General features: G+C 65.4%; 24 protein-coding genes and 1 pseudogene. 16 read left to right on the top strand and 9 right to left on the bottom strand.

The window, feature by feature from the left end:
* The first annotated feature begins 34 nt into the window (after nucleotides 1–34).
* Nucleotides 35–691: a phosphatase PAP2 family protein gene (locus MMF98_RS17255; protein ID WP_243307951.1), complete on the top strand. Its 657-nt coding sequence runs from the start codon at nucleotides 35–37 to the stop codon at nucleotides 689–691.
* 228 nt (nucleotides 692–919) lie between these two features.
* Nucleotides 920–1228, top strand: a pseudogene (locus MMF98_RS17260) (DUF805 domain-containing protein); the annotation flags it as partial.
* A 208-nt stretch (nucleotides 1229–1436) separates the two neighbouring features.
* Here MMF98_RS17260 and groL read toward each other — a convergent pair.
* Entirely contained in the window at nucleotides 1437–3086 is a 1650-nt protein-coding gene (gene groL / locus MMF98_RS17265) for a chaperonin GroEL (RefSeq protein WP_243307952.1), read from the bottom strand.
* Between the two features lie 65 nt (nucleotides 3087–3151).
* The gene (locus MMF98_RS17270) at nucleotides 3152–3445 is read right to left on the bottom strand and encodes a co-chaperone GroES (protein ID WP_243307953.1); all 294 of its coding nucleotides are present in this window, start codon (nucleotides 3443–3445) and stop codon (nucleotides 3152–3154) included.
* A 258-nt stretch (nucleotides 3446–3703) separates the two neighbouring features.
* On the opposite strand from MMF98_RS17270, the gene MMF98_RS17275 reads away from it, so the two are divergent.
* A complete protein-coding gene (locus MMF98_RS17275) occupies nucleotides 3704–4141 on the top strand; it encodes a YciI family protein (RefSeq protein WP_243307954.1) in 438 nt (145 codons plus the stop codon).
* 97 nt (nucleotides 4142–4238) lie between these two features.
* Here MMF98_RS17275 and metK read toward each other — a convergent pair whose 3' ends face one another.
* Nucleotides 4239–5426, bottom strand: coding sequence for a methionine adenosyltransferase (gene metK / locus MMF98_RS17280; RefSeq protein ID WP_243307955.1), 1188 nt, complete (start codon nucleotides 5424–5426; stop codon nucleotides 4239–4241).
* Between the two features lie 133 nt (nucleotides 5427–5559).
* Between metK and MMF98_RS17285 the strand changes: the two genes are divergently transcribed.
* Both MMF98_RS17285 and MMF98_RS17290 read left to right on the top strand, forming a co-directional pair.
* Complete coding sequence (locus tag MMF98_RS17285) at nucleotides 5560–6402, top strand: lysophospholipid acyltransferase family protein (protein WP_243307956.1); 843 nt, start codon at nucleotides 5560–5562, stop codon at nucleotides 6400–6402.
* Between the two features lie 12 nt (nucleotides 6403–6414).
* On the top strand, nucleotides 6415–7281 hold the full coding sequence (locus MMF98_RS17290; protein ID WP_243307957.1) for an LpxL/LpxP family acyltransferase: 867 nt from the start codon (nucleotides 6415–6417) through the stop codon (nucleotides 7279–7281).
* A 49-nt stretch (nucleotides 7282–7330) separates the two neighbouring features.
* On the opposite strand, the gene MMF98_RS17295 is transcribed toward MMF98_RS17290, so the two are convergent.
* Together MMF98_RS17295 and yihA are read right to left on the bottom strand one after the other, a co-directional pair.
* Nucleotides 7331–8245: an alpha/beta fold hydrolase gene (locus tag MMF98_RS17295; protein ID WP_243307958.1), complete on the bottom strand. Its 915-nt coding sequence runs from the start codon at nucleotides 8243–8245 to the stop codon at nucleotides 7331–7333.
* Nucleotides 8246–8332: 87 nt separating this feature from the next.
* Nucleotides 8333–9007, bottom strand: a complete 675-nt coding sequence (yihA, locus tag MMF98_RS17300; RefSeq protein WP_243307959.1) for a ribosome biogenesis GTP-binding protein YihA/YsxC — start codon at nucleotides 9005–9007, stop codon at nucleotides 8333–8335.
* 79 nt (nucleotides 9008–9086) lie between these two features.
* Here yihA and MMF98_RS17305 point away from each other — a divergent pair, with 79 nt between their 5' ends.
* From MMF98_RS17305 to MMF98_RS17325, 5 genes are all read left to right on the top strand, one after another.
* Complete coding sequence (locus MMF98_RS17305) at nucleotides 9087–9740, top strand: c-type cytochrome (RefSeq protein WP_243307960.1); 654 nt, start codon at nucleotides 9087–9089, stop codon at nucleotides 9738–9740.
* A 105-nt stretch (nucleotides 9741–9845) separates the two neighbouring features.
* On the top strand, nucleotides 9846–11963 hold the full coding sequence (locus tag MMF98_RS17310; protein WP_243307961.1) for a cytochrome c biogenesis protein ResB: 2118 nt from the start codon (nucleotides 9846–9848) through the stop codon (nucleotides 11961–11963).
* The gene (gene ccsB / locus MMF98_RS17315; protein ID WP_243307963.1) at nucleotides 11960–13300 is read left to right on the top strand and encodes a c-type cytochrome biogenesis protein CcsB; all 1341 of its coding nucleotides are present in this window, start codon (nucleotides 11960–11962) and stop codon (nucleotides 13298–13300) included. The genes MMF98_RS17310 and ccsB overlap by 4 nt, the downstream gene beginning before the upstream one ends.
* A 69-nt stretch (nucleotides 13301–13369) precedes the next feature.
* Complete coding sequence (gene msrP / locus MMF98_RS17320) at nucleotides 13370–14365, top strand: protein-methionine-sulfoxide reductase catalytic subunit MsrP (RefSeq protein ID WP_243307965.1); 996 nt, start codon at nucleotides 13370–13372, stop codon at nucleotides 14363–14365.
* Nucleotides 14365–15012 carry a protein-methionine-sulfoxide reductase heme-binding subunit MsrQ gene (locus tag MMF98_RS17325; protein ID WP_243307966.1) on the top strand — a complete coding sequence of 216 codons (648 nt, stop codon included), beginning with the start codon at nucleotides 14365–14367 and terminating at the stop codon, nucleotides 15010–15012. The genes msrP and MMF98_RS17325 overlap by 1 nt, the downstream gene beginning before the upstream one ends.
* On the opposite strand, the gene MMF98_RS17330 is transcribed toward MMF98_RS17325, so the two are convergent.
* From MMF98_RS17330 to lptM, 3 genes are all read right to left on the bottom strand, one after another.
* Nucleotides 15002–15832, bottom strand: a complete 831-nt coding sequence (locus MMF98_RS17330) for an oxygen-binding di-iron domain-containing protein (RefSeq protein WP_243307968.1) — start codon at nucleotides 15830–15832, stop codon at nucleotides 15002–15004. The genes MMF98_RS17325 and MMF98_RS17330 overlap by 11 nt on opposite strands.
* A gap of 84 nt (nucleotides 15833–15916) precedes the next feature.
* Nucleotides 15917–17197 carry a diaminopimelate decarboxylase gene (gene lysA / locus MMF98_RS17335; RefSeq protein WP_243307969.1) on the bottom strand — a complete coding sequence of 427 codons (1281 nt, stop codon included), beginning with the start codon at nucleotides 17195–17197 and terminating at the stop codon, nucleotides 15917–15919.
* 141 nt (nucleotides 17198–17338) lie between these two features.
* Complete coding sequence (lptM, locus tag MMF98_RS17340; protein ID WP_243307972.1) at nucleotides 17339–17560, bottom strand: LPS translocon maturation chaperone LptM; 222 nt, start codon at nucleotides 17558–17560, stop codon at nucleotides 17339–17341.
* A 12-nt stretch (nucleotides 17561–17572) separates the two neighbouring features.
* Between lptM and cyaY the strand changes: the two genes are divergently transcribed.
* Entirely contained in the window at nucleotides 17573–17902 is a 330-nt protein-coding gene (gene cyaY / locus MMF98_RS17345) for an iron donor protein CyaY (RefSeq protein ID WP_243307973.1), read from the top strand.
* 9 nt (nucleotides 17903–17911) lie between these two features.
* Here cyaY and MMF98_RS17350 read toward each other — a convergent pair whose 3' ends face one another.
* Nucleotides 17912–20320, bottom strand: coding sequence for a penicillin-binding protein 1A (locus MMF98_RS17350; protein ID WP_243307974.1), 2409 nt, complete (start codon nucleotides 20318–20320; stop codon nucleotides 17912–17914).
* Nucleotides 20321–20589: 269 nt separating this feature from the next.
* Here MMF98_RS17350 and MMF98_RS17355 point away from each other — a divergent pair, with 269 nt between their 5' ends.
* Genes MMF98_RS17355 through MMF98_RS17375 form a run of 5 tightly spaced genes read left to right on the top strand, consistent with a single transcriptional unit; the run spans nucleotide 20590 to nucleotide 25655 of the window.
* The gene (locus MMF98_RS17355; protein ID WP_243307976.1) at nucleotides 20590–21669 is read left to right on the top strand and encodes a pilus assembly protein PilM; all 1080 of its coding nucleotides are present in this window, start codon (nucleotides 20590–20592) and stop codon (nucleotides 21667–21669) included.
* Nucleotides 21666–22295, top strand: a complete 630-nt coding sequence (locus tag MMF98_RS17360; RefSeq protein WP_243307978.1) for a PilN domain-containing protein — start codon at nucleotides 21666–21668, stop codon at nucleotides 22293–22295. The genes MMF98_RS17355 and MMF98_RS17360 overlap by 4 nt, the downstream gene beginning before the upstream one ends.
* Nucleotides 22296–22306: 11 nt before the next feature.
* Nucleotides 22307–22978 (top strand): type IV pilus inner membrane component PilO, encoded by a 672-nt coding sequence (locus tag MMF98_RS17365; RefSeq protein WP_243307980.1) that lies wholly within the window; start codon nucleotides 22307–22309, stop codon nucleotides 22976–22978.
* Nucleotides 22975–23526 (top strand): pilus assembly protein PilP, encoded by a 552-nt coding sequence (locus MMF98_RS17370; protein WP_243307982.1) that lies wholly within the window; start codon nucleotides 22975–22977, stop codon nucleotides 23524–23526. Before MMF98_RS17365 ends, MMF98_RS17370 begins: the two co-directional genes overlap by 4 nt.
* Complete coding sequence (locus tag MMF98_RS17375; protein WP_423837641.1) at nucleotides 23523–25655, top strand: type IV pilus secretin PilQ; 2133 nt, start codon at nucleotides 23523–23525, stop codon at nucleotides 25653–25655. Before MMF98_RS17370 ends, MMF98_RS17375 begins: the two co-directional genes overlap by 4 nt.
* The last annotated feature ends 120 nt before the right edge of the window (nucleotides 25656–25775 follow it).

Raw genomic sequence — 25775 nt, forward strand, 5'->3', positions numbered from 1 at the left:
CTGGCGCTCCGCGATCACCCGCTCCCGGTCGGCCTTGCAAGACCCGGATCACTACCGCCCGCTGATCAGGCCGCTGCTGGCCGGGCTCGCGGCCCTGCTGCTGGCCGTTGTGTTCATCCTCCTGGCGGACGAGGTGACCGAGGGCGATACCCGCGGCTTCGATACCAGCCTGCTGTACGCCGCCCAGGCCTTGAGGGCGGATCACCCGTGGGTTGCCGAGGTCATGCGCGACCTCAGCGGGCTCGGCAGCACCGTCGTGCTGACTGTGTTCACGGTGGCCGCCTGCGGCTACCTGGCGCTGGTCGGCGCCCGCATGGTTTCGGCCCTGGTGGCGATGTCCATCCTCAGCGCCGCCGCGCTGGTGTCCCTGTTCAAGACCCTGTTCGGGCAGCTTCGCCCTGGCGCGGCCTTCGCCGAATTCCTCGCTTCGGGGCTGAGCTTCCCGAGCGGGCACGCGAGCATGTCCGCCGTCGTGTTCCTGACCTTCGGGGCGCTGCTGGCGAGCCGGCACAGCCGGCCGCGCGAGCGCTGGTACATCCTGGGCGCGGCGACCGGGCTGACCCTGCTGGTGGGGCTGAGCCGGGTGGCGCTGGGCGTCCACTGGGCGAGCGATGTGCTGGGCGGCTGGGCCTTCGGAACCGCGTGGGCCGTCATGTGGCTGCTCGTGGCCAGGCACCTGGCCGGCCGCTGACCCCGGGGGCCCGCGTTCTGCCGGGAGCCTGCGGCGCCGCGGCCGCCAACCTGGGGTTTTCTGGCCATTCCGGCTTCAGGTCGTTGTGGGGCGGGCTTGAGGTGCTATCAAAGAATGAGCGGGTGCCGTAAAAAAACCACCGTTTTTGACATATCCGCGCGCCACGCTTGCGCATATCATGTCGCGGGGCCTTCGCCCCGACATGGTCCTGCGAGGAGGAAAAAACCCATGGATTTCCAACAAGCCATCAAGACATGCCTTCGCAAGTACACCGATTTCTCGGGCCGCGCGGCGCGCCCCGAGTTCTGGTGGTTCTTCCTGTTCCAGTTCGTCCTGCTCTTCGTGACATCGATGCTGAGCTACTGGCTCTACTTCATCGCCGCCATCGCCTTGCTGCTGCCAGGGTTGGCGGTCGGCGCGCGCCGCCTGCACGACATCGGCAAGAGCGGCTGGTGGATGCTGGTCGGGTTCATCCCGCTGCTGGGCTGGATTCTGCTGATCTACTGGGCCGCACAGCCTGGCGAGATCGGGCCCAACGCCTATGGCGCCGAGGTGGACAGCGCGCCGCCGGAGCTGGCACGCCGGGACAGCAGTAGCCCGGGGCCTGCGGGCCAGCCTCAAGAAAAAAGGCCGCGTGAGCGGCCTTTTTTCTTGAGCGGGCGCCCCGGAGGGCGCCCTGGCATTGCCGGAAGAAGCCGGGCGGGTTGGTTCCCGCGCCCTGCGCCTTCTCCGGCAGCGCATGGCTTTACATGCCCATGTCGCCCATGCCGCCCATACCCCCCATGCCGCCGGGCATGCCGCCGGCCGGGGCTTCTTCCTTGGGAGACTCGGCCACCATGGCTTCGGTCGTCAGCATCAGCGAGGCCACGGAAGCGGCGTTCTGCAGTGCGGTGCGCGTCACCTTGGTCGGGTCCAGAATGCCCATTTCGATCATGTCGCCATAGGTGTCGTTGGCGGCGTTGAAGCCGTAGTTGCCCTTGCCGTTGAGCACGGCGTTGACCACCACGGAGGCTTCGCCACCGGCGTTGTAGACGATCTCGCGCAGGGGGGCTTCGATGGCCTTCAGCACCAGCTTGATGCCGGCGTCCTGATCGGCGTTGTCACCCTTGATGGCGCCAGCAGCCTGCTTGGCGCGCAGCAGGGCCACGCCGCCGCCGGCCACGATGCCTTCTTCCACGGCAGCGCGGGTGGCGTGCAGGGCGTCTTCCACGCGGGCTTTCTTTTCCTTCATTTCGACTTCGGTGGCAGCGCCAACCTTGATCACGGCCACGCCGCCGGCCAGCTTGGCCACGCGCTCTTGCAGCTTCTCGCGGTCGTAGTCGGAGGTGGCTTCCTCGATCTGCACGCGCACTTGCTTGACGCGGGCTTCGATGTCAGCGGCAGCGCCGGCGCCGTCGATGATGATGGTGTTTTCCTTGCCCACTTCGATGCGCTTGGCCTGGCCCAGGTCGGCCAGGGTCACCTTCTCGAGCGTCAGGCCCACTTCTTCAGCGATGACCTTGCCGCCCGTCAGGATGGCGATGTCTTCCAGCATGGCCTTGCGGCGGTCGCCGAAGCCAGGCGCCTTGACGGCCACGACCTTCAGGATGCCGCGGATCGTGTTCACGACCAGCGTGGCCAGGGCTTCGCCCTCGACTTCTTCGGCAATGATCAGCAGCGGACGGCCGGCCTTGGCCACTTGCTCCAGCGTGGGCAGCAGGTCGCGGATGTTGCTGATCTTCTTGTCGAACAGCAGCACGAAGGGGTTGTCCAGCAGCGCCGATTGCTTCTCGGGGTTGTTGATGAAGTAGGGCGACAGGTAGCCGCGGTCGAACTGCATGCCTTCGACGACGTCGAGTTCGCTGTCCAGCGACTTGCCGTCTTCGACAGTGATCACGCCTTCCTTGCCGACCTTGTCCATCGCGTCGGCGATGATCTTGCCAATGGTCTCGTCGCTGTTGGCCGAGATGGAGCCGACTTGCGCGATTTCCTTGGAGGTGGTGGTGGCCTTGGAGGCCTTCTTGAGCTGCTCGACCAGGGCCGTCACGGCCTTGTCGATGCCGCGCTTGAGGTCCATCGGGTTCATGCCGGCGGCCACGTACTTCATGCCTTCGCGCACGATGGCCTGGGCCAGCACGGTGGCGGTGGTGGTGCCGTCGCCAGCGTTGTCAGAGGTCTTGGAAGCGACTTCCTTGACCATCTGGGCGCCCATGTTCTGCAGCTTGTCCTTGAGTTCGATTTCCTTGGCCACGGACACGCCGTCCTTGGTCACGGTGGGGGCGCCGAACGAACGCTCGAGCACCACGTTGCGGCCCTTGGGGCCCAGGGTCACTTTGACCGCATTGGCCAGGATGTTCACACCCTCGACCATGCGCGCGCGGGCTTCGCCGCCGAAAACTACGTCTTTTGCTGCCATTTGAATAGCTCCAAGAATTAAATGTCTGAATCAATTGGGGCGGGCGCCAGGCCGGCCCCGCAAAATCACTTGGCTTCGACTACGGCGAAGAGGTCTTCTTCCTTCATGACGAGCAGTTCGTCGCCATCGACCTTGACGGTCTGGCCGCTGTACTTGCCGAACAGCACGCGGTCGCCGACCTTCACGCCGACCGGGCTGATGTCGCCCTTGTCGTTCTTCTTGCCGGGGCCCACGGCCAGCACTTCACCCTGGTCGGGCTTCTCGGCGGCGGCGTCGGGGATCACGATGCCCGAAGCGGTCTTGGTTTCGCTGTCAATGCGCTTGACGATCACGCGATCGTGCAGGGGACGAAGTTTCATTGCATCTCCTTGTTCTGAAACAATGGGTTGGGACATCAAAAAGTACCAACCCGAAGGTTGGCACCCGTTAACTTGCCGGATCTCGGCGCTTGTTAGCACTCAATCCTTGCGAGTGCTAATCATAAAGGCTTTTGCCGGGGTTTCAAGATGCGGCCCTGGCCAAGGGTGGAAAAAAGCCGTGCCGATGTCGATACCGCGCCGGCCGGAGCGTCGTGCAGGTGGAGCGAGAATGTTCCGCAACCCAACAAGGAGAGCGATATGAAATTCATGATTCTGATCAAGGCCACCCCGGAAAGTGAAGCCGGCGTGATGCCCAGCGAGCAGCTGCTGACCGACATGGGCCGCTTCAACGAGGAGCTGGTGAAGGCCGGCGTGATGCAGGCCGGGGAGGGCCTGCATCCCAGCGCAAAGGGCGCCCGCGTGCGCTTCTCGGGCCCAAACCGCACGGTGACCGACGGGCCGTTCGCCGAGAGCAAGGAACTGATCGCCGGCTTCTGGATCTGGAAATGCGCCTCGCTGCAGGAGGCGATCGACTGGGTCAGGCGCTGCCCCAACCCGATGCTGGGCGAGTCGGAGGTCGAGATCCGGCAGGTCTTCGAAGCCGAGGACTTCGGCGAGGCCTTCACGCCCGAGCTGCGCGAGCAGGAGGAGCGGCTGCGCGAGCAGATCGCCGGGCAGGGCCAGCCGCCGGCCTGAACCTTGGTGTCAAAGGGGGCTGGGTCGCACCCTCATGAAAAAGCCGCCCGAAGGCGGCTGGCAGGGATGGGGCAGGCGCTGCGCCGGGTGGAACGGCTCAGCCCTTGAGGCCGGCCGCGTTGCGCAGCTGGGCGGCGCGATCGGTGCGCTCCCAGCTGAACTCGGGCTCTTCGCGGCCGAAGTGGCCGTAGGCGGCGGTCTTTTCGTAGATCGGGCGCAGCAGGTCCAGCATCTGGATGATGCCCTTGGGCCGCAGGTCGAAGTGCTCGTTCACCAGCGCGGCGATCTTGTCGTCCGGAATCACGCCCGTGCCTTCGGTGTAGACCGTCACGTTCATCGGCTTGGCCACGCCGATCGCGTAGGCGACCTGGATCTGGCATTGCTTGGCCAGGCCCGCGGCCACGATGTTCTTGGCCACATAGCGCGCGGCGTAGGCGGCCGAGCGGTCGACCTTGCTCGGGTCCTTGCCCGAGAACGCGCCGCCGCCGTGCGGGCAGGCGCCGCCGTAGGTGTCGACGATGATCTTGCGGCCGGTCAGGCCGCAGTCGCCCTGCGGGCCGCCGATGACGAAGCGGCCGGTCGGGTTGATCAGGAAGCGCGTTTCCTTGAGCCATTCCTTGGGCAGCACCGGCTTGATGATCTCCTCGATGATGGCTTCATTGAAGCTGGCCTTCATCTTGGTCGAGGTTTCGCTCTGGTCCGGGCTGTGCTGGGTGGACAGCACCACGGTGTCGATGCTGTGGGGCTTGCCGTCCACGTAGCGCATCGTGACCTGGCTCTTGGCGTCGGGGCGCAGGAAGGGCAGGCGGCCGTCCTTGCGCAGCTGGGCCTGGCGCTCCACGAGGCGGTGCGCATAGTAGATGGGCGCGGGCATCAGCTCGGGCGTTTCGTCGCAGGCGTAGCCGAACATCAGGCCCTGGTCGCCGGCGCCGGTGTTCAGGTGGTCGTCGCTCGCGTGGTCCACGCCCTGGGCGATGTCGTTGGACTGCTTGTCGTAGCAGACCATCACGGCGCAGCCCTTGTAGTCGATGCCGTACTCGGTGTTGTCGTAGCCGATGCGCTTGATGGTGTCGCGCGCGACCTGGATGTAGTCGACGTGCGCGTTGGTGGTGATCTCGCCCGCCAGCACCACGAGGCCGGTGTTGGTCAGCGTTTCGGCGGCCACGCGGCTGCGCGGGTCCTGCTGGAAGATCGCGTCGAGGATTGCATCCGAGATCTGGTCGGCGACCTTGTCGGGGTGGCCTTCGGAAACCGATTCGGACGTGAAGAGAAAATCGTTCGCCATTTTGAATAAACTCCTGTGTTCAGCTTTTGGGCGTTGCCCTGAGCTTCGGAGCCCTGGCGAACGCTTTAGCAGATTTGTTTTACGTCGCCCTGCAAGTTGCTCATTTAACTCAGCGACGCCGTTATTTTACCGCATGCAGTTTCTTTTTCGCCTGAGCGCCCGATTGCCCCTGTCCCTGCTGCATGCTTTGGGGGCGGCGCTGGGCTGGCTGGTGTACCTGGGCTCGCCCACGTACCGGCGGCGCTTTCATGAAAACATCGTCCAGGCCGGCGTACCGTTCGCGCGGGCGCGCGGCGCGATCGCCGGCGCCGGCCGGCTGGCCAGCGAACTGCCCTGGATCTGGCTGCGGCCGCCCGCACACAAGCAGGCGCTGCTTCGCTGGGAGGGGGCGGCGCTGCTGGAGGCCGCGCTGGCGCAGGGCAAGGGCGCCATCCTGATGACGCCCCATCTGGGCTGCTTCGAGGTGATTCCGCAGGCGCAGATGGCGCATTTCGGGACGCAGCGCGGCCCCATGATGGCGCTGTACCGGCCGGCCAAGCGCGCCTGGTTCGACGCGCTGCTCAAGCAGGGGCGCTCGGCCTGCGGCCTGGAGCTGGCGCCCGCCAGCACCGGCGGCGTGCGCATGCTGCTCAAGGCGCTGAAGCAGGGGCGGGTGATCGGCATGCTGCCCGACCAGGTGCCGCCCGAGGGCCTGGGCGTGTGGGCGCCGTTCTTCGGCCGGCCGGCCTACACCATGACGCTGGCCTTGCGGCTGGCGCAGCAGACCGGGGCGCCGCTGCTGATGACCTGGGGCGAGCGGCTGCCGGGCGGGCGGGGCTACGTGATCCATGTCGAGCCGCTGGCGCTGCCGCTGGACCAGCCCGGCGAGGTGGCGGCCGCGGCCCTGAATGCGGCGATGGAGCAGCTCATTCTCAAGCGCCCTGACGCCTATCTGTGGGGCTACGCGCGCTACAAGCAGCCGCGCGAGGACGCCTGAGGAACCCGGCCGATGCTGTCCCACCTCGGAGTCCTGTTCATGCGCCTGCTCAGCGTGCTGCCGCTGGCCTGGGTGCGCGCGCTGGGCTGGCTGCTCGGCTGGGCCCTCTACCTGCTGGCGGTGCCGCGCCGCCGCGTGGTCCAGACCAATCTGGCGCTGTGCTTCCCGGCTTGGACCCCGCAGCGGCGCCAGGCGCTGGCGCGGCAGGTCTTCATCCACTTCGCCCAGGCCTGGCTGGACCGCAGCTGGCTCTGGCACGGCACCCCCGGGGCGGTGCGGCGCCGGCTGCACCTCACGGGCGCGCTGGAGGCGCTGCGGGGCGAGGCCCCCACGGTCATTTTCGCGCCGCATTTCGTGGGCCTGGACGCCGGCTGGACGGCGCTCACGCAGCAGCTGCCGCGCCGCTACACCACCATCTACACCGACCAGGCCAACAAGGTGCTCGACGCCTGGATCCTGGCCGGCCGGCAGCGCTTTGGCGGCGCCCGGCTGTTCGGCCGGGCCGACGGTGTCAAGGCCATCGTGGCGGCGCTGCGCGAGGGCGAGCCGCTGTACCTGCTGCCCGACATGAACTTCGGCCCCGAGGAATCGGTCTTCGTGCCGTTCTACGGGGTGAGCGCGGCCACCGTGCCCTCGCTCTCGCGCTTCGCCCGGCTGGGGCGCGCGCGCGTGGTGCCGGTGGTGACCCGCATGACGCCCACAGGCTACGAGGTGCAGGTGCTGGCGCCCTGGACCGATTTTCCGAGCGACGACCCGCAGGCCGACACCGCGCTGATGAACCAGCGCCTGCAGGGCTACATCGACGCCATGCCGGCCCAGTACTACTGGGTTCACAAGCGTTTCAAGTCGCGCCCGCCGGGCGAGCCGCCGGTGTACTGAAATTCAGGGTCAAATGGCCCGGATGTCCTCGTCAGGCGGTCATTGGATGCTATTGATTCTGTAGCAAAAAATCACCCAGCAGCCGCGCCACGAGCTGCGGCTGCTCGTGCACGATCCAGTGCGTGGCATGTTCCACTGTCCTGAGCGTGAGCCGGGGGATGTAGTCGTCGAGCCCGTCGATCAGCTCGGGCGGCAGCGCGATGTCGTCCAGCGCCCAGACCACCAGCGTGGGCAGGTCCACGGTCAGCATCTCGCGCGGCAGCGCGATGGCCGCGGCGCCCGGGTCGTCGCCGCGCGGCGGCCGCAGCGGCGAGGCGCGGTAGTAGTTGCAGCCGCCGGTCAGGCCGCTGGCGCTGTCGGCGCGCGGACCCCAGACCGCGCGGTACTGGTCCTTGACGTCGTCGGTGAGCCAGGCCGCGCCGCCGCCGTTGGTGAAGAACTCCCAGAGCCGGCGGAAATCGTGCTCGGCCAGCAACGCTTCCGCGTCGGGGCGGATCAGGAAGTTCATGTAGGCGCTGGCGGCCCGCTGCTTCGGGCTGGTCTGCAGTTCGCGCAGGAAGGTGCCCGGGTGCGGCGAGTTGACGATGGCCAGCCGGTGCGCCAGTGCGGGCCACTGGTTGGCCAGGTTCCAGGCCACGGCGCCGCCCCAGTCGTGGGCCACCAGGCATTCGAGCGGAGCCCCCTCGATCCGGATCAGTGCCGCGATGTCCTGCACCAGGTGCTTGGCGCGGTAGGCCGACACCTCGGCGGGCGCGCTCGAGCGCTCGTAGCCGCGCAGGTTGGGTGCGATGCAGCGGTAGCCGCCGTGTTCCGGCCGGGCGAAATGCAGCAGCAATTCGTCCCACACGAACGCAGCCTCGGGAAAACCATGCAGGAACATCAGCACGGGCTGCCCGCGCCGTCCGGCGGCACGGCAGCTGAGGGTGATGCCGTGCGGCAGGGCCTGCTGGAAGGTTTCAATCATTTGCTGCAAAAATGATAGCGGCTGATGTCCGTCCCACCTGGACATCGGGCCGATCTGGCTTGAAAACCGGGCGCGGGGCGGCGAAACTCAGGCGGCCGGGTCCGAATCCGGATGAGCCCACTGCCACAGCAGCAGCGCCGCTTCATCCACCCCTTTTTTCTTCAGGGCGGAGAACAGTTTGACCTCGCCGCCGCCGGCCTGCAGTCGCGCAATGGACAGCGCCTTGGCCGCCTCGGTCTTGTTGAGCTTGTCGGCCTTGGTCAGCAGCACCAGGAACTTCAGGCCTTCCTCCACGCGCGGGCGGATCACCTCCAGCAGGATCTCGTCCAGCTCGGTCAAGCCGTGGCGCGGGTCGCACAGCAGCACCACGCCGCGCAGGTTCTCGCGCGTCATCAGGTAGTTGGCCATCACCTGCTGCCAGCGCAGCTTGTCGCTCTTGGGCACGGCGGCGTAGCCATAGCCTGGCAGATCGGCCAGCACCGCGTCGGTCACGCCCTGCTTGCCCAGGGTGAACAGGTTGATGCTCTGCGTGCGCCCCGGCGTCTTGGAGGCGAAGGCCAGCCGCTTTTGCTGCGTCAGCGTGTTGATGCAGGTGGATTTGCCGGCGTTCGAGCGTCCCACGAAGGCGATTTCCGGTACCTCGAGCGGCGGCAGGTACTGCAACTGGGGCGCCGTGGTGAGGAACTTGGCGGTGTGCAACCAGCCCAATGCCACGGTGGTGGCGGGTTTGGCGCCGGCGGTATCGCCAGGGGTAGAGTTCATGAGCTGCTTTGGAATTGCGGGGAAACCCGGATCGGCATTGTAGAATCATGGGGTTTTGCGCAATAAATTCGATCCCCCCATGAAGTTGCTTGCCACCCTCACGACCGCTGCCCTGCTGGCAGTGACCGCCGTCTCCGGCTTCGCCGCCGACGAAAAAGCCGCCGAGGCCAAAGTGGAGCCGAAGAAAGCCGCCAAGCCCGACCTGGTCAAGGGCGAAGCCAGCTTCACGGCTGTCTGCGCGGCCTGCCATGGCGCCGACGGCAACTCCGGCACCCCGGCCAACCCCAAGCTGGCCCAGCAGCACCCGGAGTACCTGGTCAAGGAGCTGCAGGACTTCAAGTCGGGCAAGCGCAACAACGCCATCATGAAGGGCTTCGCCACGGCGCTGTCCGATGACGACATGAAGAACATCGCCTACTGGGTCACCGCCAAGAAGGCCAAGCCCGGCTTCGCCAAGGACAAGGAGCTCGTGGCCCTGGGCGAGCGCATCTACCGCGGCGGCATCGCCGACCGCCAGGTCGCCGCCTGCGCCGGCTGCCACAGCCCGAACGGTGCCGGCATCCCCTCGCAGTACCCGCGCCTGTCCGGCCAGCATGCCGACTATACCGCCGCGCAGCTGACCTCCTTCCGCGACGGCGGCCGCAAGAACAGCCCGCAGATGACCGATGTGGCGGCCAAGCTCAATGACCGTGAAATCAAGGCCGTGGCCGACTACATTGCCGGCCTGCGCTGAAAAGCGCGGCGCCAGGTTGAACTAACCGCCGACAACAAACCCTAACAAAGGCGGGCCGATCTTCGGATGGCCCGCCTTTTTTGTTTCATTTTCCCTCCTGCCCCCATGTCAGTTTCCACCCACGGACTCCGCGTCAGAGCCGGCTCGCAGGCCCTGCGCTCGGGCGTGGAACTGCTGTCCTCGATGCGGTTTGCGATTTCCCTGCTGACCGTCATCTGCATCGCCTCCATCATCGGCACCGTGCTCAAGCAGCACGAGCCGCTGGGCAACTACATCAACCAGTTCGGCCCGTTCTGGGCGGCGGTGTTCGAGGCCGTCAGCCTGCCGGCGGTCTACAGCGCCTGGTGGTTCCTGCTGATCCTGGCCTTCCTGGTCATCAGCACCTCGCTGTGCATCGCGCGCAACACGCCCAAGATCCTGGTCGACCTCAAGGCCTACAAGGAAAACCTGCGCGAGCAAAGCCTCAAGGCCTTCGGCCACCGGGCCGAGGCGGTGCTGCCCGATGGCCCCGAAGCCGCCGCGCACCGGCTCGGCAAGACCCTGGTCGGCGGCGGCTGGAAGGTGAAGCTGCAGCAGCGCGAGCATGGCTGGATGCTGGCCGCCAAGGCCGGCGCGGCCAACAAGCTCGGCTACATCGCGGCGCACAGCGCCATCGTGCTGGTCTGCCTGGGCGGCCTGCTCGACGGCGACCTGATCGTGCGCGCCCAGATGTGGTTCAACGGCAAGACGCCGTACACCGGCGGCGGCCTGATCTCCGAAGTCAAGCCCGAGCACCGCCTGAGCGAGCGTAACCCCACGTTCCGCGGCAACCTGCTGGTGGCTGAAGGGGCGCAGTCCTCCACCGCGATCCTGCCGCAGTCCGACGGGGTGATGCTGCAGGATTTGCCGTTCTCCATCGAGCTCAAGAAGTTCGTCGTGGACTACTACTCCACGGGCATGCCCAAGCTGTTCGCCAGCGACATCGTGATCCACGACAAGGCCACCGGCGAGCAGATTCCCGCGCGCGTGGAGGTCAACCACCCGGCCAGCTACCGGGGCGTGGAGATCTACCAGTCGAGCTTCGACGACGGCGGCTCCAGCGTCAAGCTCCGGGCGGTGCCGATGAACGGGCTGGTCCGGCCGTTCGAGATCGAGGGCGTCATCGGCAATTCGTCCCAACTCGCCAAGGGCCAGGGCGACGGGGCCGAGAAGCTCACGCTCGAGTACACCGGCCTGCGCGTGATCAACGTCGAGAACTTCGCGGGCGGCGGCTCGGGCGCCGACGTGCGCAAGGTCGATCTGCGCGAGTCGATCGACGCCCGCCTGGGCGCGGCCAACAAGACCGTGACCAAGAAAGAGCTGCGCAACGTCGGCCCTAGCATCAACTACAAGCTGCGCGACAGCGCGGGCCAGGCGCGCGAATTCCACAACTACATGCTGCCGGTCGACATGGGCGATGGCGGTCCCCCGGTGTTCCTGCTCGGCGTGCGCGACACGCCGGCCGAGCCCTTCCGCTACCTACGCATCCCGGCCGACGACCAGGGCGGGCTCGACGGCTTCATGCGCCTGCGCTCGGCGCTGTCCGACACCGCCCTGCGCGAGCTCGCCGTCAAGCGCTACGCCGCGAAGGCGGTGGACGCCGCCCGGCCCGAGCTGGGCACGCAGCTGGCGGCCTCGGCATCGCGCGCGCTGGCCCTGTTCGCGGGCGCCGAGGGGCCGGAGGCCGGCAAGGTGGCCGGCCTGCAGGCCATCTCCGATTTCATGGAAGCCAACGTGCCGGAGGCCGAGCGGGCCCGGGCCGGCGAAGTGCTGGTGCGCATCCTCAACGGCGTGCTCTTCGAGCTGGCGCAGATCACGCGCGAACAGGCTGGCCTGAAGCCGCTGGAGCCCAGCGAGAAGACGCAGGGCTTCATGACGCAGGCCGTGCTGTCGCTGGGCGATGCGCAGCTGTATCCGGCCCCGATGGCGTTCGAGCTGCAGGACTTCACCCAGGTCCAGGCCAGCGTGTTCCAGGTGGCGCGCGCGCCGGGCAAGAACGTCGTGTACCTGGGCTGTGCCTTGCTCATCCTGGGTATTTTTGCGATGCTCTATGTGCGCGAGCGCCGGATCTGGATCTGGCTGGCGCCGCACGGCGATGGCGGCGCCAGCCACGCCACGATGGCAATGTCGACCAACCGCAAGACGATGGACGGCGACCGGGAATTTGAGCAACTGAAGACGAAACTGTTGCAGGAGACCGCATGAACACCGCAACCCACGCGAGCGACACCCGTGTCGTGACCTTGAACGAGAGTTATTTTTCCAGCCGCACCTGGTTCGACTGGCTGTTCGCCGTGCTGGCGGTGGCCGGTGGCCTGTTCGCCTTCTCGCGCTACAGCGGTGCGATGGACGTCTACGAAAAAGGCATCCTGCTCGCCGCCATGCCCGCGGTCATCTGGCTGGGCTGGTTCTGGCGCCCGCTGCGTGTGCTGATGCTCGTGGTGGCGGCATGCTCGCTGCTGGGCATCCTGTCCTACCAGGGCAGCCTGGCGCGCGCCGACAGCGTGTTCTGGCTCAAGTACTTCCTGTCCAGCCAGTCGGCCATTCTGTGGATGAGCGTGCTGTTCTTCATGAGCACGGCGTTCTACTGGCTCGGCATGGTGGGGCGCGGGCAGAGCGCCACGATGGAAATGATCGGCTCGCGCCTGGCCTGGGCCGCCGTGACGATGGCGCTGATCGGCACCATGGTGCGCTGGTACGAAAGCTACCTGATCGGCTCGGACGTGGGCCACATTCCCGTGAGCAACCTGTACGAGGTGTTCGTGCTGTTCTGCTGGCTCACGGCCGCGTTCTACCTCTACTTCGAGGCCCAGTACAACACGCGCGCGTTGGGCGCCTTCGTGATGCTGGTGGTCAGCGCGGCGGTGGGCTTCCTGCTCTGGTATACCGTGGTGCGCGAAGCCCACGAAATCCAGCCGCTGGTGCCCGCGCTCAAGAGCTGGTGGATGAAGCTGCACGTGCCGGCCAACTTCATCGGCTACGGCACCTTCTCGCTGGCGGCCATGGTGGCCTTCGCCTACCTGATCAAGCAGCAGGCCCATGAAACCCGCTGGCACAAGCTGACGCCGATCTGGCTGCTGGGCGCGGCGCTGTGCTTCGTGCCTATCGCCTTCCGCCAGCGCGGCGTGGCCGAGGCCGGCGGCAGCTACTGGGTCGGCTACGCCCTGATCTCGGCGCTGATCGCCGCGGGCATCCTGCTGGGCCGCAAGCGCATCGCCGCGCGGCTGCCGTCGCCCGAGATCCTGGACGACGTGATGTACAAGTCGATCGCGGTCGGCTTTGCCTTCTTCACCATCGCTACCGTGCTGGGCGCCCTCTGGGCCGCCGAGGCCTGGGGCGGCTACTGGAGCTGGGACCCGAAGGAGACCTGGGCCCTGATCGTCTGGCTCAACTACGCGGCCTGGCTGCACATGCGGTTGATGAAGGGCCTGCGCGGCACCGTGGCGGCCTGGTGGGCGCTGGCGGGGCTGGCGGTGACCACCTTTGCCTTCCTCGGGGTCAACATGTTCCTGAGCGGCCTGCACAGCTACGGAACCTTGTAGCCGCGGGCTGAATCCTTGTAAGAAATTCCCGCGTAGAGCGACGAACGGCACATCTCAAGGAACACGGCCATGCTGATCAAGACCCCTCGCGACGGTTTCATCCATTCGAGCGCCAGCGACATCACGCCGCGGCACGTGTACGAGGGGCGCCGGGACCTGCTCAAGCTCATGGCCACGGGCGTGGCCGGCGCCACGCTGGCCACCTGGGCGGCCCGCGACGCGCGGGCCCAGGTGGCGCGGCCGGGCAAGCTGGCCGCATTGCCCGGCGCGAAGTCGGCGGTGGCGGGTGCGGTGACGATGGAAAAGCTCACCGACTACAAGGACGCCACCTCTTACAACAACTACTACGAGTTCGGCACCGACAAGTCCGACCCGGCCAAGAACGCCCACACGCTCAAGACCACGCCCTGGACGGTGGAGGTCGATGGCCTGGTGAAGAAGCCCGCCAGGTACGCGCTGGAAGACCTGCTCAAGCTCAGTGCCCAGGAAGAGCGCATCTATCGCCTGCGCTGCGTCGAGGGCTGGTCGATGGTGATTCCCTGGGTTGGCTACTCGCTGGCCGAGCTGATCCGCAAGGTCGAGCCGCTGGGCAATGCGAAATACGTCGAGTTCATCACGCTGGCCGATCCCAAGACCATGCCCTTCGTCGGCTCGCGCGTGCTTGACTGGCCCTATGTGGAAGGCCTGCGCCTGGACGAGGCCATGCATCCGCTGACGCTGCTGGCCTTCGGCATGTATGGCGAGGTGCTGCCCAACCAGAACGGCGCGCCGGTGCGCCTGGTGGTGCCGTGGAAATACGGTTTCAAGAGCGGCAAGAGCCTGGTCCGCATCCGATTCACCGACCGGGAGCCGGCCACCGCCTGGAACAAGGCCGCGGCCAACGAATACGGCTTCTACTCCAACGTCAACCCCAACGTGGATCATCCGCGCTGGAGCCAGGCCACCGAGCGCCGCATCGGCGAGGATGGTTTGTTCGCCAAGAAGCGCAAGACCTTGCTGTTCAACGGCTACGAGCCCCAGGTCGGCCAGCTCTATGCCGGCATGGATCTCAAGAAGAACTACTGATGCGCGCCTCCCCGTGGCTGATGCACCCGGCGGCCAAGCCGCTGGTGTTTGCGGCAGCCTTGCTGCCGTTCGCCTGGCTGCTCTATGGCGTACTCACCAACAATCTGGGCGCCAACCCGGCCGAGTACCTGATCCGCGCCACCGGCGACTGGACCCTGCGCTTTCTGTGCCTGGTGCTGGCGGTGACGCCGCTGCGCGTGATCGCAGGCCTGCCGGCGCTGGCGCGTTTTCGCCGCATGCTGGGCCTGTTCATGTATTTCTACGCCGCGCTGCATTTCCTGAGCTATGCCGGCTTCGACATGAGCTTCGCGCTTGACGACATCGCCAAGGACATCGCCAAGCGGCCCTTCATCCTGGTGGGCTTCAGCGCTTTCGTGCTGCTCACGCCGCTGGCGGCGACCTCGTTCAACCGCGCCATCCGGGCGTTGGGGGCGGCGCGCTGGCAGTGGCTGCACCGGCTGGTCTACGGCATCGCCGGCCTGGCCATCCTGCACTTCTTCTGGATGCGCGCGGGCAAGCACAACTTTGCCGAGGTGGCGGTCTATGGCGCCATCCTCGCGCTGTTGCTGGGCTGGCGGGCCTGGCGTGCGCTGGGCCGGTTGATGGACACGCCGGGCGCGGCCGGGATCAAGCCCGTCAGGCGTTGACCACGCGCAGGCTGGGCCGGGTTTGCAGGCTCTGGCCGTCGATGACGGCCGTCGGTAGCTGGTAGGAGCGGTCGTCGAACAGATCCACGCCACACATCAGGTTCTCGATCCAGTCCATGAACTCGCCGATGGCGGCGCCCTGCAGCGGTGCGCCGTGCTGGGGAACGATCATCGAGATGTCGAGCTGGCGCGCCATGCGCGTCCACAGTCGCAGGATCTTGTTGGACACCATGTAGCGCCGGTGGAAGCCTTCCATGCGGGGCAGGTGCGGCTGCAGCCGCGTCACGGGCCGCGCCGCATCGGCGCCAGAGGTCATGGAGACGCCCAGATCGCCGGTGAACAGGATGCGGCTGACCGGATCGTAGAAGTGGAAGTTGCCCTCGGCGTGCATGAAGTGCGCCGGCAGCAGCCACAGTTCGCTCTCGCCCAGAGGCAGGCGTCCGCCGCCATCGGGAACGCCGATGATGCGGCCGTCGGTCTTGCCGACCTTGGTGAAATGCGGGACGAAGCGTTCCCAGACGCGCGAGATCACCAGCTTGGCCGGCGTGGAGGTGAGCCAGCGGTCGAGCGAGGCGATGATGTCCGGATCGGCGTGCGAGGCGATCAGATAGGACAGCCGCTGCGGCGAGAACTCGCGCGAGATCGAGAGGTACATCTCGTTGAACGCCAGGTTGCCGCCGGGGTCGAGCACCGCCCCCGTGCCGTGGTCCACGATCAGGAACTGGTTGGCCTGCACGGCCTGGCCGTCTTCCTCGATGAGGTCGGTGAACATCAGGCAGGCGTGGTGCCGGTCGCGGTAGATCTCGATGGGGGGTGACATGAAGGCCTTCGGGGATGAAGGCGCCACTGTAGGCCGCTGCTGCGCGGCGGGCCTTGACGCAGGTCAAGGCCCCGCATCCAGGGCTCAGCCGGGCAGCAGCTGTTCGTGCGCGAAGGTGTCCGCCGCCGATTCGCGCGTGCGGATCAGGGTGGCCCGGTCGCCGTCCACCAGCACTTCCGCGGCCCGACCGCGGGTGTTGTAGTTGCTGGCCATGCTCATGCAGTAGGCACCGGCCGACAGCACGGCCAGGGCGTCGCCCGGCTGGACGGCCAGCGCCCGGTCGCGGCCGATCCAGTCACCGCTTTCGCAGACCGGGCCGACCACGTCCCAGGTGGCCGCGGCCGAGGCGCGCGGCGACAGCGGCACGATCTGGTGAAACGCCTGGTACATGGCCGGGCGCGGCAGGTCGTTCATGGCGGCATCGATGATGCAGAAGTTCTTCTGCTCGCCGGGCTTGAGGTACAGCACCTCGGTCACGCAGACGCCGGCATTGCCGACCAGCGAGCGGCCGGGCTCGATCATGAGCTGGCGCTGGCCGAAGCCGCGTGCATCGAGCTTGGCCAGCAACTGCGCCCAGAGCGCATCGGCCTGCGGCGGGGTGTCGCCGTTGTAGTCGATGCCCAGGCCACCGCCGAAATCGATGTGGTGGATCGGAATGCCGGCGGCCTCGATCGTCTCCACCAGGTCCAGCACGCGGTCCATCGCGTCGAGGTAGGGCGTCTCCTCGGTGATCTGGGAGCCGATGTGGCAATCGATGCCCACCACCTGCAGCCCCGGCAATGCGGCGGCACGCTGGTAGGTGGCCAGCGCACGCTCGTGGGCCACCCCGAACTTGTTGCCCTTGAGGCCGGTGGAAATGTAGGGGTGGGTCTTGGGGTCCACATTCGGGTTGACGCGGATGCTCACCGGCGCGCGCTGGCCGGCCTGCACCGCCACGCTGCTGAGCACCTCAAGCTCGGCCTCGCTCTCGACGTTGAAGCAGCCGATGCCGGCCTGCAGCGCCTCCTGCATCTCGGCGCGGGTCTTGCCGACGCCGGAAAAAATCACCTTGCGCGGGTCACCGCCCACGGCGAGGACCCGGGCCAGCTCGCCGCCCGACACGATGTCGAAGCCGCAGCCGGCCTGCGCAAACACCTGCAGCACGCCGAGCGAGGAGTTGGCTTTCATCGCATAGCAGATCTGCGCCTGGCGCCCGGCGAAGCCGCGCTGGTAGGCGGCCAGCGCCGCCAGCATGGCGGCCTTGGAGTAGACGAACAGGGGCGTGCCGTGCTGGCGGGCCAGGTCGGCCAGACGCACATCTTCGATGAACAGGTCGTTGCCGCGGTAGGCGACATGGGGATGGCCGGGAAGGGAGCGTGCGGTCATGGGGCGGGCGATGAATGGAAGGAGAATCTTAGGTGCTGGCGCCTGGCGCGGCCAGTGGAAATCCATGCTTGTCGGGCCAGCGGGCCTGGATTTTCAGGGTCCAGGTCCGGCAAGGCTTTCAAATCCGGCGGCTCGGTCGAATCACTGAGTGGCCGGCGCAGAGGCTGCGGGCTTGGCGGGCGCGGCGGGTGAATCCGCTTCACCGGGAAGCCGGGGCCGCAGCGTTTCCGGCAGCGTGGCGCGCTGAGCCGCCGCCGGCCCGGTTGGCAAAAACAGGGCGCCCTTTTGGCCGCAGCCGCTCAGAGCCGCCGCGCTCGCAGCAAGGGCAATGGCGCTGACTAGAATTTGGGGAGCATTCAACATCACGGAATTGTAATGACCGACCCTGAATTCATGGACCGTGCCGAGGCCGTGCTGCGCGCGATCGAGTCCTGCTGCGACCGCATCAACGAGGAAACCGACGTCGACATCGACAACCAGCGGGTGGGCGGCATGATCACGCTGACCTTCCGCAACAGGAGCCAGATCATCGTGAACCTGCAAAAACCGTTGCACGAGATCTGGCTGGCGGCCAAATCAGGTGGCTATCACTATAAATTTGATAGCAAAGAATGGCGGGATACCAAGGACATGGGCGAGTTTTTCGCCAATTTATCGCGCAGCGCCACCGCTCAGGCGGGTCAGCCCCTGCAGTTCAGGGGCTGACGCCGGCACTCAGTTCTTGAACAGGTCGAGAATCCGTTTCTTCTCGTCCGACGGCGGCGGCGCCTGGGTGGGCGCTCCCTCGGGGGCCGCCGGTGCCGAGCCCTTGTCTTCCAGGCCCAGGCTGCTGACGCCCGAGCCCTTGACGTACTCGTCGTAGAACCACTCACCGCCCACGTTCACCACACCTTCGGGAGCGCTGTACTCCTGCACCGGCACGCCCTTGAGGGCAGTCTCCATGAAGCTGACCCAGATCGGCAGGCTCAGGCCGCCGCCGGTCTCGCGGTCGCCCAGCGAGCGCGGCGTGTCGTAGCCCATCCAGACCACCGCGGCCAGCGTGGGCTGGAAGCCGGCGAACCAGGTGTCGATCGAGTCGTTGGTGGTGCCGGTCTTGCCGAACAGGTCGGGACGCTTGAGCATCTGCTGGGTCTTGGCCGCGGTGCCGGAGCGCGCGACTTCCTGCAGCAGCCGGTCCATCACGAAGGCATTGCGCGCGTCGATGGCGCGCGCCGATTCGTTGGGCAGCGGCGGCTGGCTTTCGACCAGCACCTTGCCTTTTTGGTCGGTGACCTTGCTGATCAGCCAGGGGTTGACGCGGTAGCCGCCATTGGCGAACACCGAGTAGGCCGTGACCATCTGCATGGGGGTGACCGAGCCTGCGCCGAGCGCCATGGTCAGGTAGGCGGGGTGCTTGTCGGCGTCGAAGCCGAAGCGGGTGATCCATTCCTGGGCGTTCTGCGCGCCCACGGCCTGCAGCACGCGGATCGACACCATGTTCTTGGACTTGGCCAGCGCGGTGTGCAGCGGCATCGGGCCTTCGAACTTGCCGTCGTAGTTCTTGGGCTCCCAGGGCTGGCCGCCGGTGACGCCCGCGTCGAAGAACAGGGGCGCGTCGTTGACGATGGTGGCCGGCGTGAAGCCTTTCTCCAGCGCTGCCGAGTAGATGAAGGGCTTGAAGCTGGAGCCCGGCTGCCGCCAGGCCTGGGTGACGTGATTGAACTTGTTCTTGTCGAAATCGAAGCCGCCGACCAGCGCCTTGATGGCGCCGTCGCGCGGATCCAGCGCCACGAAGGCGCCTTCCACCTCGGGCAATTGGGTGATTTCCCAGGGGCCCTTGGGGGTCTTGACCACGCGGATCACGGCGCCGCGCCGGATCTTGATCTTGGGCTGGGCCTTGTCTGACAGGCCGGACTGCGCGGGCTTGAGCCCGTCGCCGGTGATCTCGATGGTTTCTCCGTTCTGGCGCACCGCCGCGATCTTCTTGGGATTGGCTTCCAGCACCACGGCCGACATCACGTCGCCGTTGTCGGGATGGTCGACCAGGGCGTCGTCGATTGCATCCTCGGCCTCCTTGGGGTCGGCGGGAATGTCGATGAACTGCTCCGGCCCGCGGTAGATCTGGCGCCGCTCGTAGTTCATGATGCCCTGGCGCAGGGCTTGGTAGGCCGCGTTCTGGTCGGCGGCCTTGAGGGTGGTGTAGACGTTCAGGCCGCGGGTGTAGGTGTCGTTGCCGTACTGCGCATACATCAGCTGGCGCACGGTTTCTGCCACGTATTCGGCGTGGACGCGCCCGTTGTCGGGCCCGGACTTGACGTGCAACTCTTCCTGGCGCGCGGTCTCAGCCTGCTCCTTCGTGATGAAGCCGTTGTCCTCCATCCGGTCGATGATGTAGAGCTGGCGGGAGCGGGCGCGCTTGGGGTTGTTGATCGGGTTGTAGGCCGAGGGCGCCTTGGGCAGGCCGGCCAGCATGGCGGCTTCGGCGACCGTGATGTCCTTGAGCGGCTTGCCGAAATAGGCTTCGGAGGCGGCGGCGAAGCCATAGGCCCGGTTGCCCAGAAAGATCTGGTTCATGTAGATCTCCAGGATCTGGTCCTTGCTCAGCAGGTGTTCCAGCTTGAAGGTCAGCAGAATCTCATAGATCTTGCGGGTGAGCGTTTTTTCGGATGACAGGTAGACGTTGCGCGCCACTTGCATGGTGATGGTGGAGGCCCCTTGGCTCTTGAGCCGCCCCACGTTGGCCAGGCCGGCCCGGATCACGCCGAGGTAGTCCACGCCGCCGTGCGAGTAGAAGCGGGAGTCCTCGATGGCGAGGACGGCGTCCTTCATGACCTGGGGGATGTCCTTGATGGGGGTCAGATTGCGGCGCTCCTCGCCGAACTCGCCGATCAGGGCGCCTTCCGACGAGAACACGCGCAGCGGAAGCTTGGGCCGGTAGTCGGACAGATCCGAGATGTCGGGCAGGTTGGGGTAGGCCACGGCCAGCGCGACCGCCAGCACCATCAGCAGCGACAAGATGCCCGCCAGCAGCAAGCCCCCTCCCCAGAGGGCCAGGCGCAACGACCAGACCACCCACCAGGGGCGAGGGCTGGCCGACGGGCCGGAAGACGAAGAGGAATCGCTGGATGTTGATTTGGAGGGCATAGAAATCTGCGTAAGGTCGCGTCAGCATTATAAAAATCAACGCTTTGCGAATTGGAGGGCCAACCCGGTCCAGATTGTTGCCTTGTTACGGTTGTGAAGCATCGCCTTGGCGGGCTGACTTGAACAGGGGCCGCCACCGTCGGATTTTGACAACGGTGAGGAGGGTCAAAAGTGGAAAAACCCTTTGTTGGACAAGGACCTTACTGATAGCATTCAAGTGAATTCTTAAGTTTTTACAGTTGTTTACATGACTGTTTCGGGGGACTACCTTGATCTCATTGGGGTCGTTATTTAGCCGCCAGCCCGCGCCTTTGCTGGGGCTGGACATCAGTTCGTCCAGCGTCAAGCTGGTCGAGCTGGGGCGCGACAAGGCTGGCAATCTGGTGCTCGAGCGCTGCGCGATCGAGCCGCTGGAGCGCGGCTGGATCACCGATGGCAACGTCGAAAAGTTCGATGAGGTCGCCGAAGCCGTGCGCCGGGTGGTCAAGAAGAGCGGAACCCGGACCAAGAACGTGGCGATGGCGCTGCCGCCCTCGGCCGTGATCACGAAGAAGATCATTCTGCCTGGCGGCATGAGCGAGGCCGAGCTGGAAATCCAGGTCGAGTCCGAGGCCAACCAGTACATCCCGTTCTCGCTCGACGAGGTCAGCCTGGACTTCTGTGTCGTGGGGCCCAGCTCGACCTCGGCCGGCGATGTGGAGGTGCTGATCGCCGCTTCGCGCCGGGAAAAGGTGCAGGACCGACAGGGGCTGGCCGAAGCTGCGGGGCTCAAACCCGTGATCATCGATGTCGAATCCTACGCTTCCCGGCTGGCGACCGGCCGCCTGATCGAATCCCTGCCCAACAAGGGCGTGGACACCATGGTGGCGCTGTTCGAGGTGGGGGCTTTCACGACCAGCATGCAGGTCATCCGGAACGATGAAGTCCTGTATGACCGCGACCAGGCCTTCGGCGGGGCCCAGCTGACGCAGTTGATCGTGCGCCAGTACGGCTTTTCGCCGGAGGAAGCCGAGACCAAGAAGCGCAATGGCGACCTGCCCGACGACTATGAGTCCGGCGTCTTGAGGCCATTCGTGGACAGCATGGCCCAGGAAATCGGGCGTGCGCTGCAGTTCTTCTTCACCAGCACGCCCCACAACCGGGTCGACTACGTGATGCTGGCTGGCGGCTCATCCGCGTTGCCGGGCCTGACCGACGCCGTGACGCACCAGACGACCTTTGCGTGCAGCCTGGTCAACCCGTTCGACGGGATGGAAATCGCCGAGGGGGTTCGCGAGAAGAAGATGCGCCGCGAAGCGCCTTCCTATCTGACCTCCTGCGGCCTGGCGATGCGGAGGTTCCTCCAGTGATCCTCATCAACCTGCTCCCTCACCGGGAAGTCGCACGAAAGCACCGGCGCGATGCCTTCTATGCGTCGCTCGGTGTCGCCGCCCTCGTCGGGGGCGTGGTGTCCGGCGTCATCTACCTCTGGTACGAGGCGCAGATTTCATCCCAGCAGGGCAAGAACGTGTTCCTGCAGGGGGAGATCAAGCGGCTCGACGGCCAGATCAAGGACATTGCCAACCTGCAAGCCGAGATCGCCGGGCTGCGGGCCCGGCAACAGGCTGTCGAGGATCTTCAGGCGGATCGCAATCTGCCGGTTCATCTGCTCAACGAACTCGTCAAGCAACTGCCTGACGGTGTGTACGTCACCACCATGCGGCAGGAAAACCAGAGTGTGGTGCTGCAAGGCGTGGCTCAGTCCAACGAGCGCGTCTCGGAATTGCTGCGCAATCTGGCGAACAACAGTCCTTGGCTGACGCGGCCGGAACTGGTCGAAATCGTGGCCAGCAGCGTGAACCTCGGGCCGCGTGACCAGCGGCGGGTGTCCAACTTCACAATGCGCGTGGGTCTCAGGCGCGCCAGCGAGGCGCAAAAGGCCGCGCTGGCTGCCAGCGCCGCATCTGCGCCGGCCTCGGCAGCAGCCAAGACCTGATGGATAGCGCCATGGCAAAGATTCCCTCACTCAATATCGACTTCGCTGGATTGCGCGAACGTGCGCAATCCCAGTTTCGCGGCCTGAACCCGAATGACCCTTCTTCTTGGCCAGCCCTCCCGCGCTATGCGCTGTGTGTGGCCGCAACCCTGCTGGTGATCACCGTATTGTGGTTCGTGTGGTTGAGCGGATCCGATTCCGAACTGGATGCCGAGCGCACCAAGGAGGTTCAACTGCGCGAAGACTACAAAAAGAAGCTGGCGCAGGCCGTCAATCTGGATGCTCTGAAGAAGCAGCGGGAGCAGGTGCAGCAGTATGTGACGCAGCTGGAGAAGCAGCTTCCCAGCAAGGCGGAGATGGATGCCCTGCTGTCGGACATCAACCAGGCCGGACTGGGGCGTAGCCTGCAGTTCGAGCTGTTCCGTCCGGGCCAGGTCAGCGTGAAGGAATACTACGCCGAGCTGCCGATCGCCGTGCGGGTGACGGGCCGGTATCACGATATCGGCTCATTCGCTTCGGATGTGGCCAACCTGTCACGCATCGTGACCCTCAACAACCTTGCCATCGTGCCGGCGCGTGACGGAAGCTTGACCATGGACGCGACGGCCAAGACCTTCCGCTATCTGGATACGGATGAGGTCGCCGCGCAACGCAAGGCCGCACCTGCAGGAGCCAAGAAATGATGCCGGCGCGCCTGATATCAGTTTGCTTGCTGGGACTGTGGGGGGTGATGCTCGCAGGCTGCAGTGGCTCGGGCCAGGAGGAATTGCAGCAATGGATGACTGAGCAACGCAACCAGACCCGGCCCAAGATACCCCCGATTTCCGAGCCGAAGCAGTTCACGCCTCAGGCTTACACGCAGGAAGGGGTTGCTGATCCATTCAGCAATCAGAAGCTGACGCAGGCACTCAAACGGGACTCCACCCAGGCGACGGCGAATGCGGCATTGATTACTCCGGAGTTGGCTCGCCGCAAGGAGGCGCTGGAGGCCTTCCCCCTGGATGCGATATCGATGGTGGGGAGTCTGGTGAAAACAGGGCAACCAGTGGCGCTGGTCAAGGTCGACAACCTTTTGTACCAGGTGCGCACCGGCAACTATCTGGGACAGAACTACGGGCGAATCACCAAAGTCAGTGAGACGGAGGTTGCTTTGCGTGAAATCGTGCAGGACGCCGCGGGTGAGTGGATCGAGCGTACAGCCACGTTGCAGCTGCAAGAAGGGTCAAAATGAACAAACAGAATTGGACGACAGGACATATGCTGCGACGGCTGACCTTGGGGTTCGCGGTGGCTGTGGCATCGCTGTCGGTGCATGCACAAAACACCATCGAATCGGTCACCAGTTCCATCCAGGGGGGGGCAGAAGTCGTCCGGATCGACTTGGCGCAGCCGCTGGCGGCTGTGCCGGCGGGCTTTGCCATCCAGACACCGGCCCGGATTGCGCTCGACTTTCCGGGCGTGGCCAATGGCCTGGGGCGCTCTGCCGTCGAGGTCAACCAAGGTAATTTGAAGACGGTCAATGTCGTGCAGGCCGGAGATCGTACGCGTGTCGTGCTGAACCTGAAGCAGGCGACGACCTATCGGGCCCAGGTCCAGGGCAAGTCGCTGTTGGTTATGTTGGATGCTACGTCGGTGGCGGCCCCAACGGCGTCCGTGGCCCCAGCCTTCGCCGAGAACCGCAACCGGGATACCCTGCCGATCAGGGATCTCGATTTCCGTCGGGGGACCGACAGCACCGGCCGGGTCATCGTCGATCTGGCCAATAACCAGGTGGGGGTGGACATCCGCCAGCAAGGGCAGACGCTGGTTGTCGAATTCATGAAATCCACGCTGCCCGAGGGCTTGAGGCGGCGTCTCGATGTGTCGGATTTCGGCACGCCGGTTCAGACGGTGACCACCTTTCAGAATGGCGATCGGGTGCGCATGGTGATCGAGCCCAAGGGGGCGTGGGAGCATAGCGCCTATCAGAGCGACAACCAGTTCGTCGTAGAGGTGCGGCCGCAGAAGGTCGATCCCTCGAAACTGACCCAGGGCCCGGGCTACAGCGGTGAAAAGCTGTCATTGAATTTCCAGAACATCGAGGTCCGCTCGCTGCTGCAGGTGATTGCCGATTTCACCAACTTCAATATCGTGACGTCCGACTCCGTGAGCGGCGCCGTGACGCTGAGGTTGAAGGATGTGCCCTGGGACCAGGCGCTGGACATCATCTTGCGCGCCAAGGGGCTGGGCATGCGCAAGACCGGCAATGTGTTGTGGATTGCCCCCAAGGATGAAATCGCCGCCAAGGAAAAGCTGGAGCTTGAGGCGCAAGTCGCCATTCAAGGGCTGGAGCCCTTGCGGACGCAGAGTTTCCAATTGAATTACACCCGAGCGGCTGATGTTGCCGTGCAGCTTCGAGGGACTGGGGCTGCGGCTGGCGGAGCCAGCAGCCGTATCCTCACTAGCCGTGGCAGCGTGATTGCGGAGTCGAGAACCAACCAGTTGTTCGTGACGGACATTGCATCCAACCTCGACCAGATCCAGCAATTGATTTCCAAGCTGGACATTGCGGTTCGCCAGGTGCTGATCGAAGCACGTATCGTGGAGGCGTCCGATACGTTCGGCAAATCACTGGGGGTCAAACTCGGCGGCACGGACCAGCGCGCTCAAAATGGTGGTGACGGCGGCTATCGGCTGGCGGGAAACAACCGCGTCGCATTCGGTACGAGCTATAGCAATGTGGTGGCCAGCAGTGGCGCCGGTGGCTCGGTGGATACCACGAGCAATTTTGTGAACCTGCCGGCCGTGGGCCAGAATGGCTACAGCCCGGCGACGTTTGCTGTGTCCATCTTCAATTCGGCCGCCAATCGCTTCCTCAATCTGGAAATCTCCGCACTCGAGGCTGATGGCAAAGGCAAAGTGGTTTCGAGCCCTCGTGTGGTAACCGCAGATCAGACCAAGGCCTTGATCGAGCAAGGTACTGAGTTGCCCTACCAGGTCGCCACGTCGAGCGGCGCAACATCGATCGCGTTCCGCAAGGCCAATCTGAAGCTCGAAGTGACTCCCCAGATCACGCCCGAAGGCAACATCATCCTGGATCTGGATGTCAACAAGGACAGCGTCGGGCAGTCGACGGCGGCGGGCTTTGCCATCAACACCAAGCACATCAAGACCCAGGTCCTTGTAGAGAACGGTGGAACTGTCGTGATCGGCGGCATTTTCGAGCTCAACGAGACCGAAAACGAAACACGTGTTCCGATCCTGGGTGATCTGCCCGCGGTTGGAAACTTGTTCAAGAGTAAGTCACGTACGGCGAACAAGCAGGAAATGCTGGTGTTCATTACCCCCAAGATGATTGCTGACCGCGCGGCCGCGCGTTGAGAAAATCGAATTCAATAGATATAGAGGGAACCCATGAAGTTTTTGCGACATCTACTGGTACTTGTGCTGACCGTATTGCTGGTCGCCTGCGGTGGGGGCGGGGGAAGTCCGGGGACGACC

The sequence above is a fragment of the Variovorax terrae genome (genome assembly GCF_022809125.1).
Lineage (GTDB): Bacteria > Pseudomonadota > Gammaproteobacteria > Burkholderiales > Burkholderiaceae_C > Variovorax_A > Variovorax_A terrae.

What these genes read in the sequence shown, in the direction of transcription:
- groL (WP_243307952.1), bottom strand. Translation starts at nt 3,086, where the DNA reads ATGGCAGCAAAAGACGTAGTTTTCGGCGGCGAAGCCCGCGCGCGCATG.
- MMF98_RS17270 (WP_243307953.1), bottom strand. Translation starts at nt 3,445, where the DNA reads ATGAAACTTCGTCCCCTGCACGATCGCGTGATCGTCAAGCGCATTGAC.
- MMF98_RS17275 (WP_243307954.1), top strand. Translation starts at nt 3,704, where the DNA reads ATGAAATTCATGATTCTGATCAAGGCCACCCCGGAAAGTGAAGCCGGC.
- metK (WP_243307955.1), bottom strand. Translation starts at nt 5,426, where the DNA reads ATGGCGAACGATTTTCTCTTCACGTCCGAATCGGTTTCCGAAGGCCAC.
- MMF98_RS17285 (WP_243307956.1), top strand. Translation starts at nt 5,560, where the DNA reads ATGCAGTTTCTTTTTCGCCTGAGCGCCCGATTGCCCCTGTCCCTGCTG.
- MMF98_RS17290 (WP_243307957.1), top strand. Translation starts at nt 6,415, where the DNA reads ATGCTGTCCCACCTCGGAGTCCTGTTCATGCGCCTGCTCAGCGTGCTG.
- MMF98_RS17295 (WP_243307958.1), bottom strand. Translation starts at nt 8,245, where the DNA reads ATGATTGAAACCTTCCAGCAGGCCCTGCCGCACGGCATCACCCTCAGC.
- yihA (WP_243307959.1), bottom strand. Translation starts at nt 9,007, where the DNA reads ATGAACTCTACCCCTGGCGATACCGCCGGCGCCAAACCCGCCACCACC.
- MMF98_RS17305 (WP_243307960.1), top strand. Translation starts at nt 9,087, where the DNA reads ATGAAGTTGCTTGCCACCCTCACGACCGCTGCCCTGCTGGCAGTGACC.
- MMF98_RS17310 (WP_243307961.1), top strand. Translation starts at nt 9,846, where the DNA reads ATGTCAGTTTCCACCCACGGACTCCGCGTCAGAGCCGGCTCGCAGGCC.
- ccsB (WP_243307963.1), top strand. Translation starts at nt 11,960, where the DNA reads ATGAACACCGCAACCCACGCGAGCGACACCCGTGTCGTGACCTTGAAC.
- msrP (WP_243307965.1), top strand. Translation starts at nt 13,370, where the DNA reads ATGCTGATCAAGACCCCTCGCGACGGTTTCATCCATTCGAGCGCCAGC.
- MMF98_RS17325 (WP_243307966.1), top strand. Translation starts at nt 14,365, where the DNA reads ATGCGCGCCTCCCCGTGGCTGATGCACCCGGCGGCCAAGCCGCTGGTG.
- MMF98_RS17330 (WP_243307968.1), bottom strand. Translation starts at nt 15,832, where the DNA reads ATGTCACCCCCCATCGAGATCTACCGCGACCGGCACCACGCCTGCCTG.
- lysA (WP_243307969.1), bottom strand. Translation starts at nt 17,197, where the DNA reads ATGACCGCACGCTCCCTTCCCGGCCATCCCCATGTCGCCTACCGCGGC.
- lptM (WP_243307972.1), bottom strand. Translation starts at nt 17,560, where the DNA reads ATGTTGAATGCTCCCCAAATTCTAGTCAGCGCCATTGCCCTTGCTGCG.
- cyaY (WP_243307973.1), top strand. Translation starts at nt 17,573, where the DNA reads ATGACCGACCCTGAATTCATGGACCGTGCCGAGGCCGTGCTGCGCGCG.
- MMF98_RS17350 (WP_243307974.1), bottom strand. Translation starts at nt 20,320, where the DNA reads ATGCCCTCCAAATCAACATCCAGCGATTCCTCTTCGTCTTCCGGCCCG.
- MMF98_RS17365 (WP_243307980.1), top strand. Translation starts at nt 22,307, where the DNA reads ATGGCAAAGATTCCCTCACTCAATATCGACTTCGCTGGATTGCGCGAA.
- MMF98_RS17370 (WP_243307982.1), top strand. Translation starts at nt 22,975, where the DNA reads ATGATGCCGGCGCGCCTGATATCAGTTTGCTTGCTGGGACTGTGGGGG.
- MMF98_RS17375 (WP_423837641.1), top strand. Translation starts at nt 23,523, where the DNA reads ATGAACAAACAGAATTGGACGACAGGACATATGCTGCGACGGCTGACC.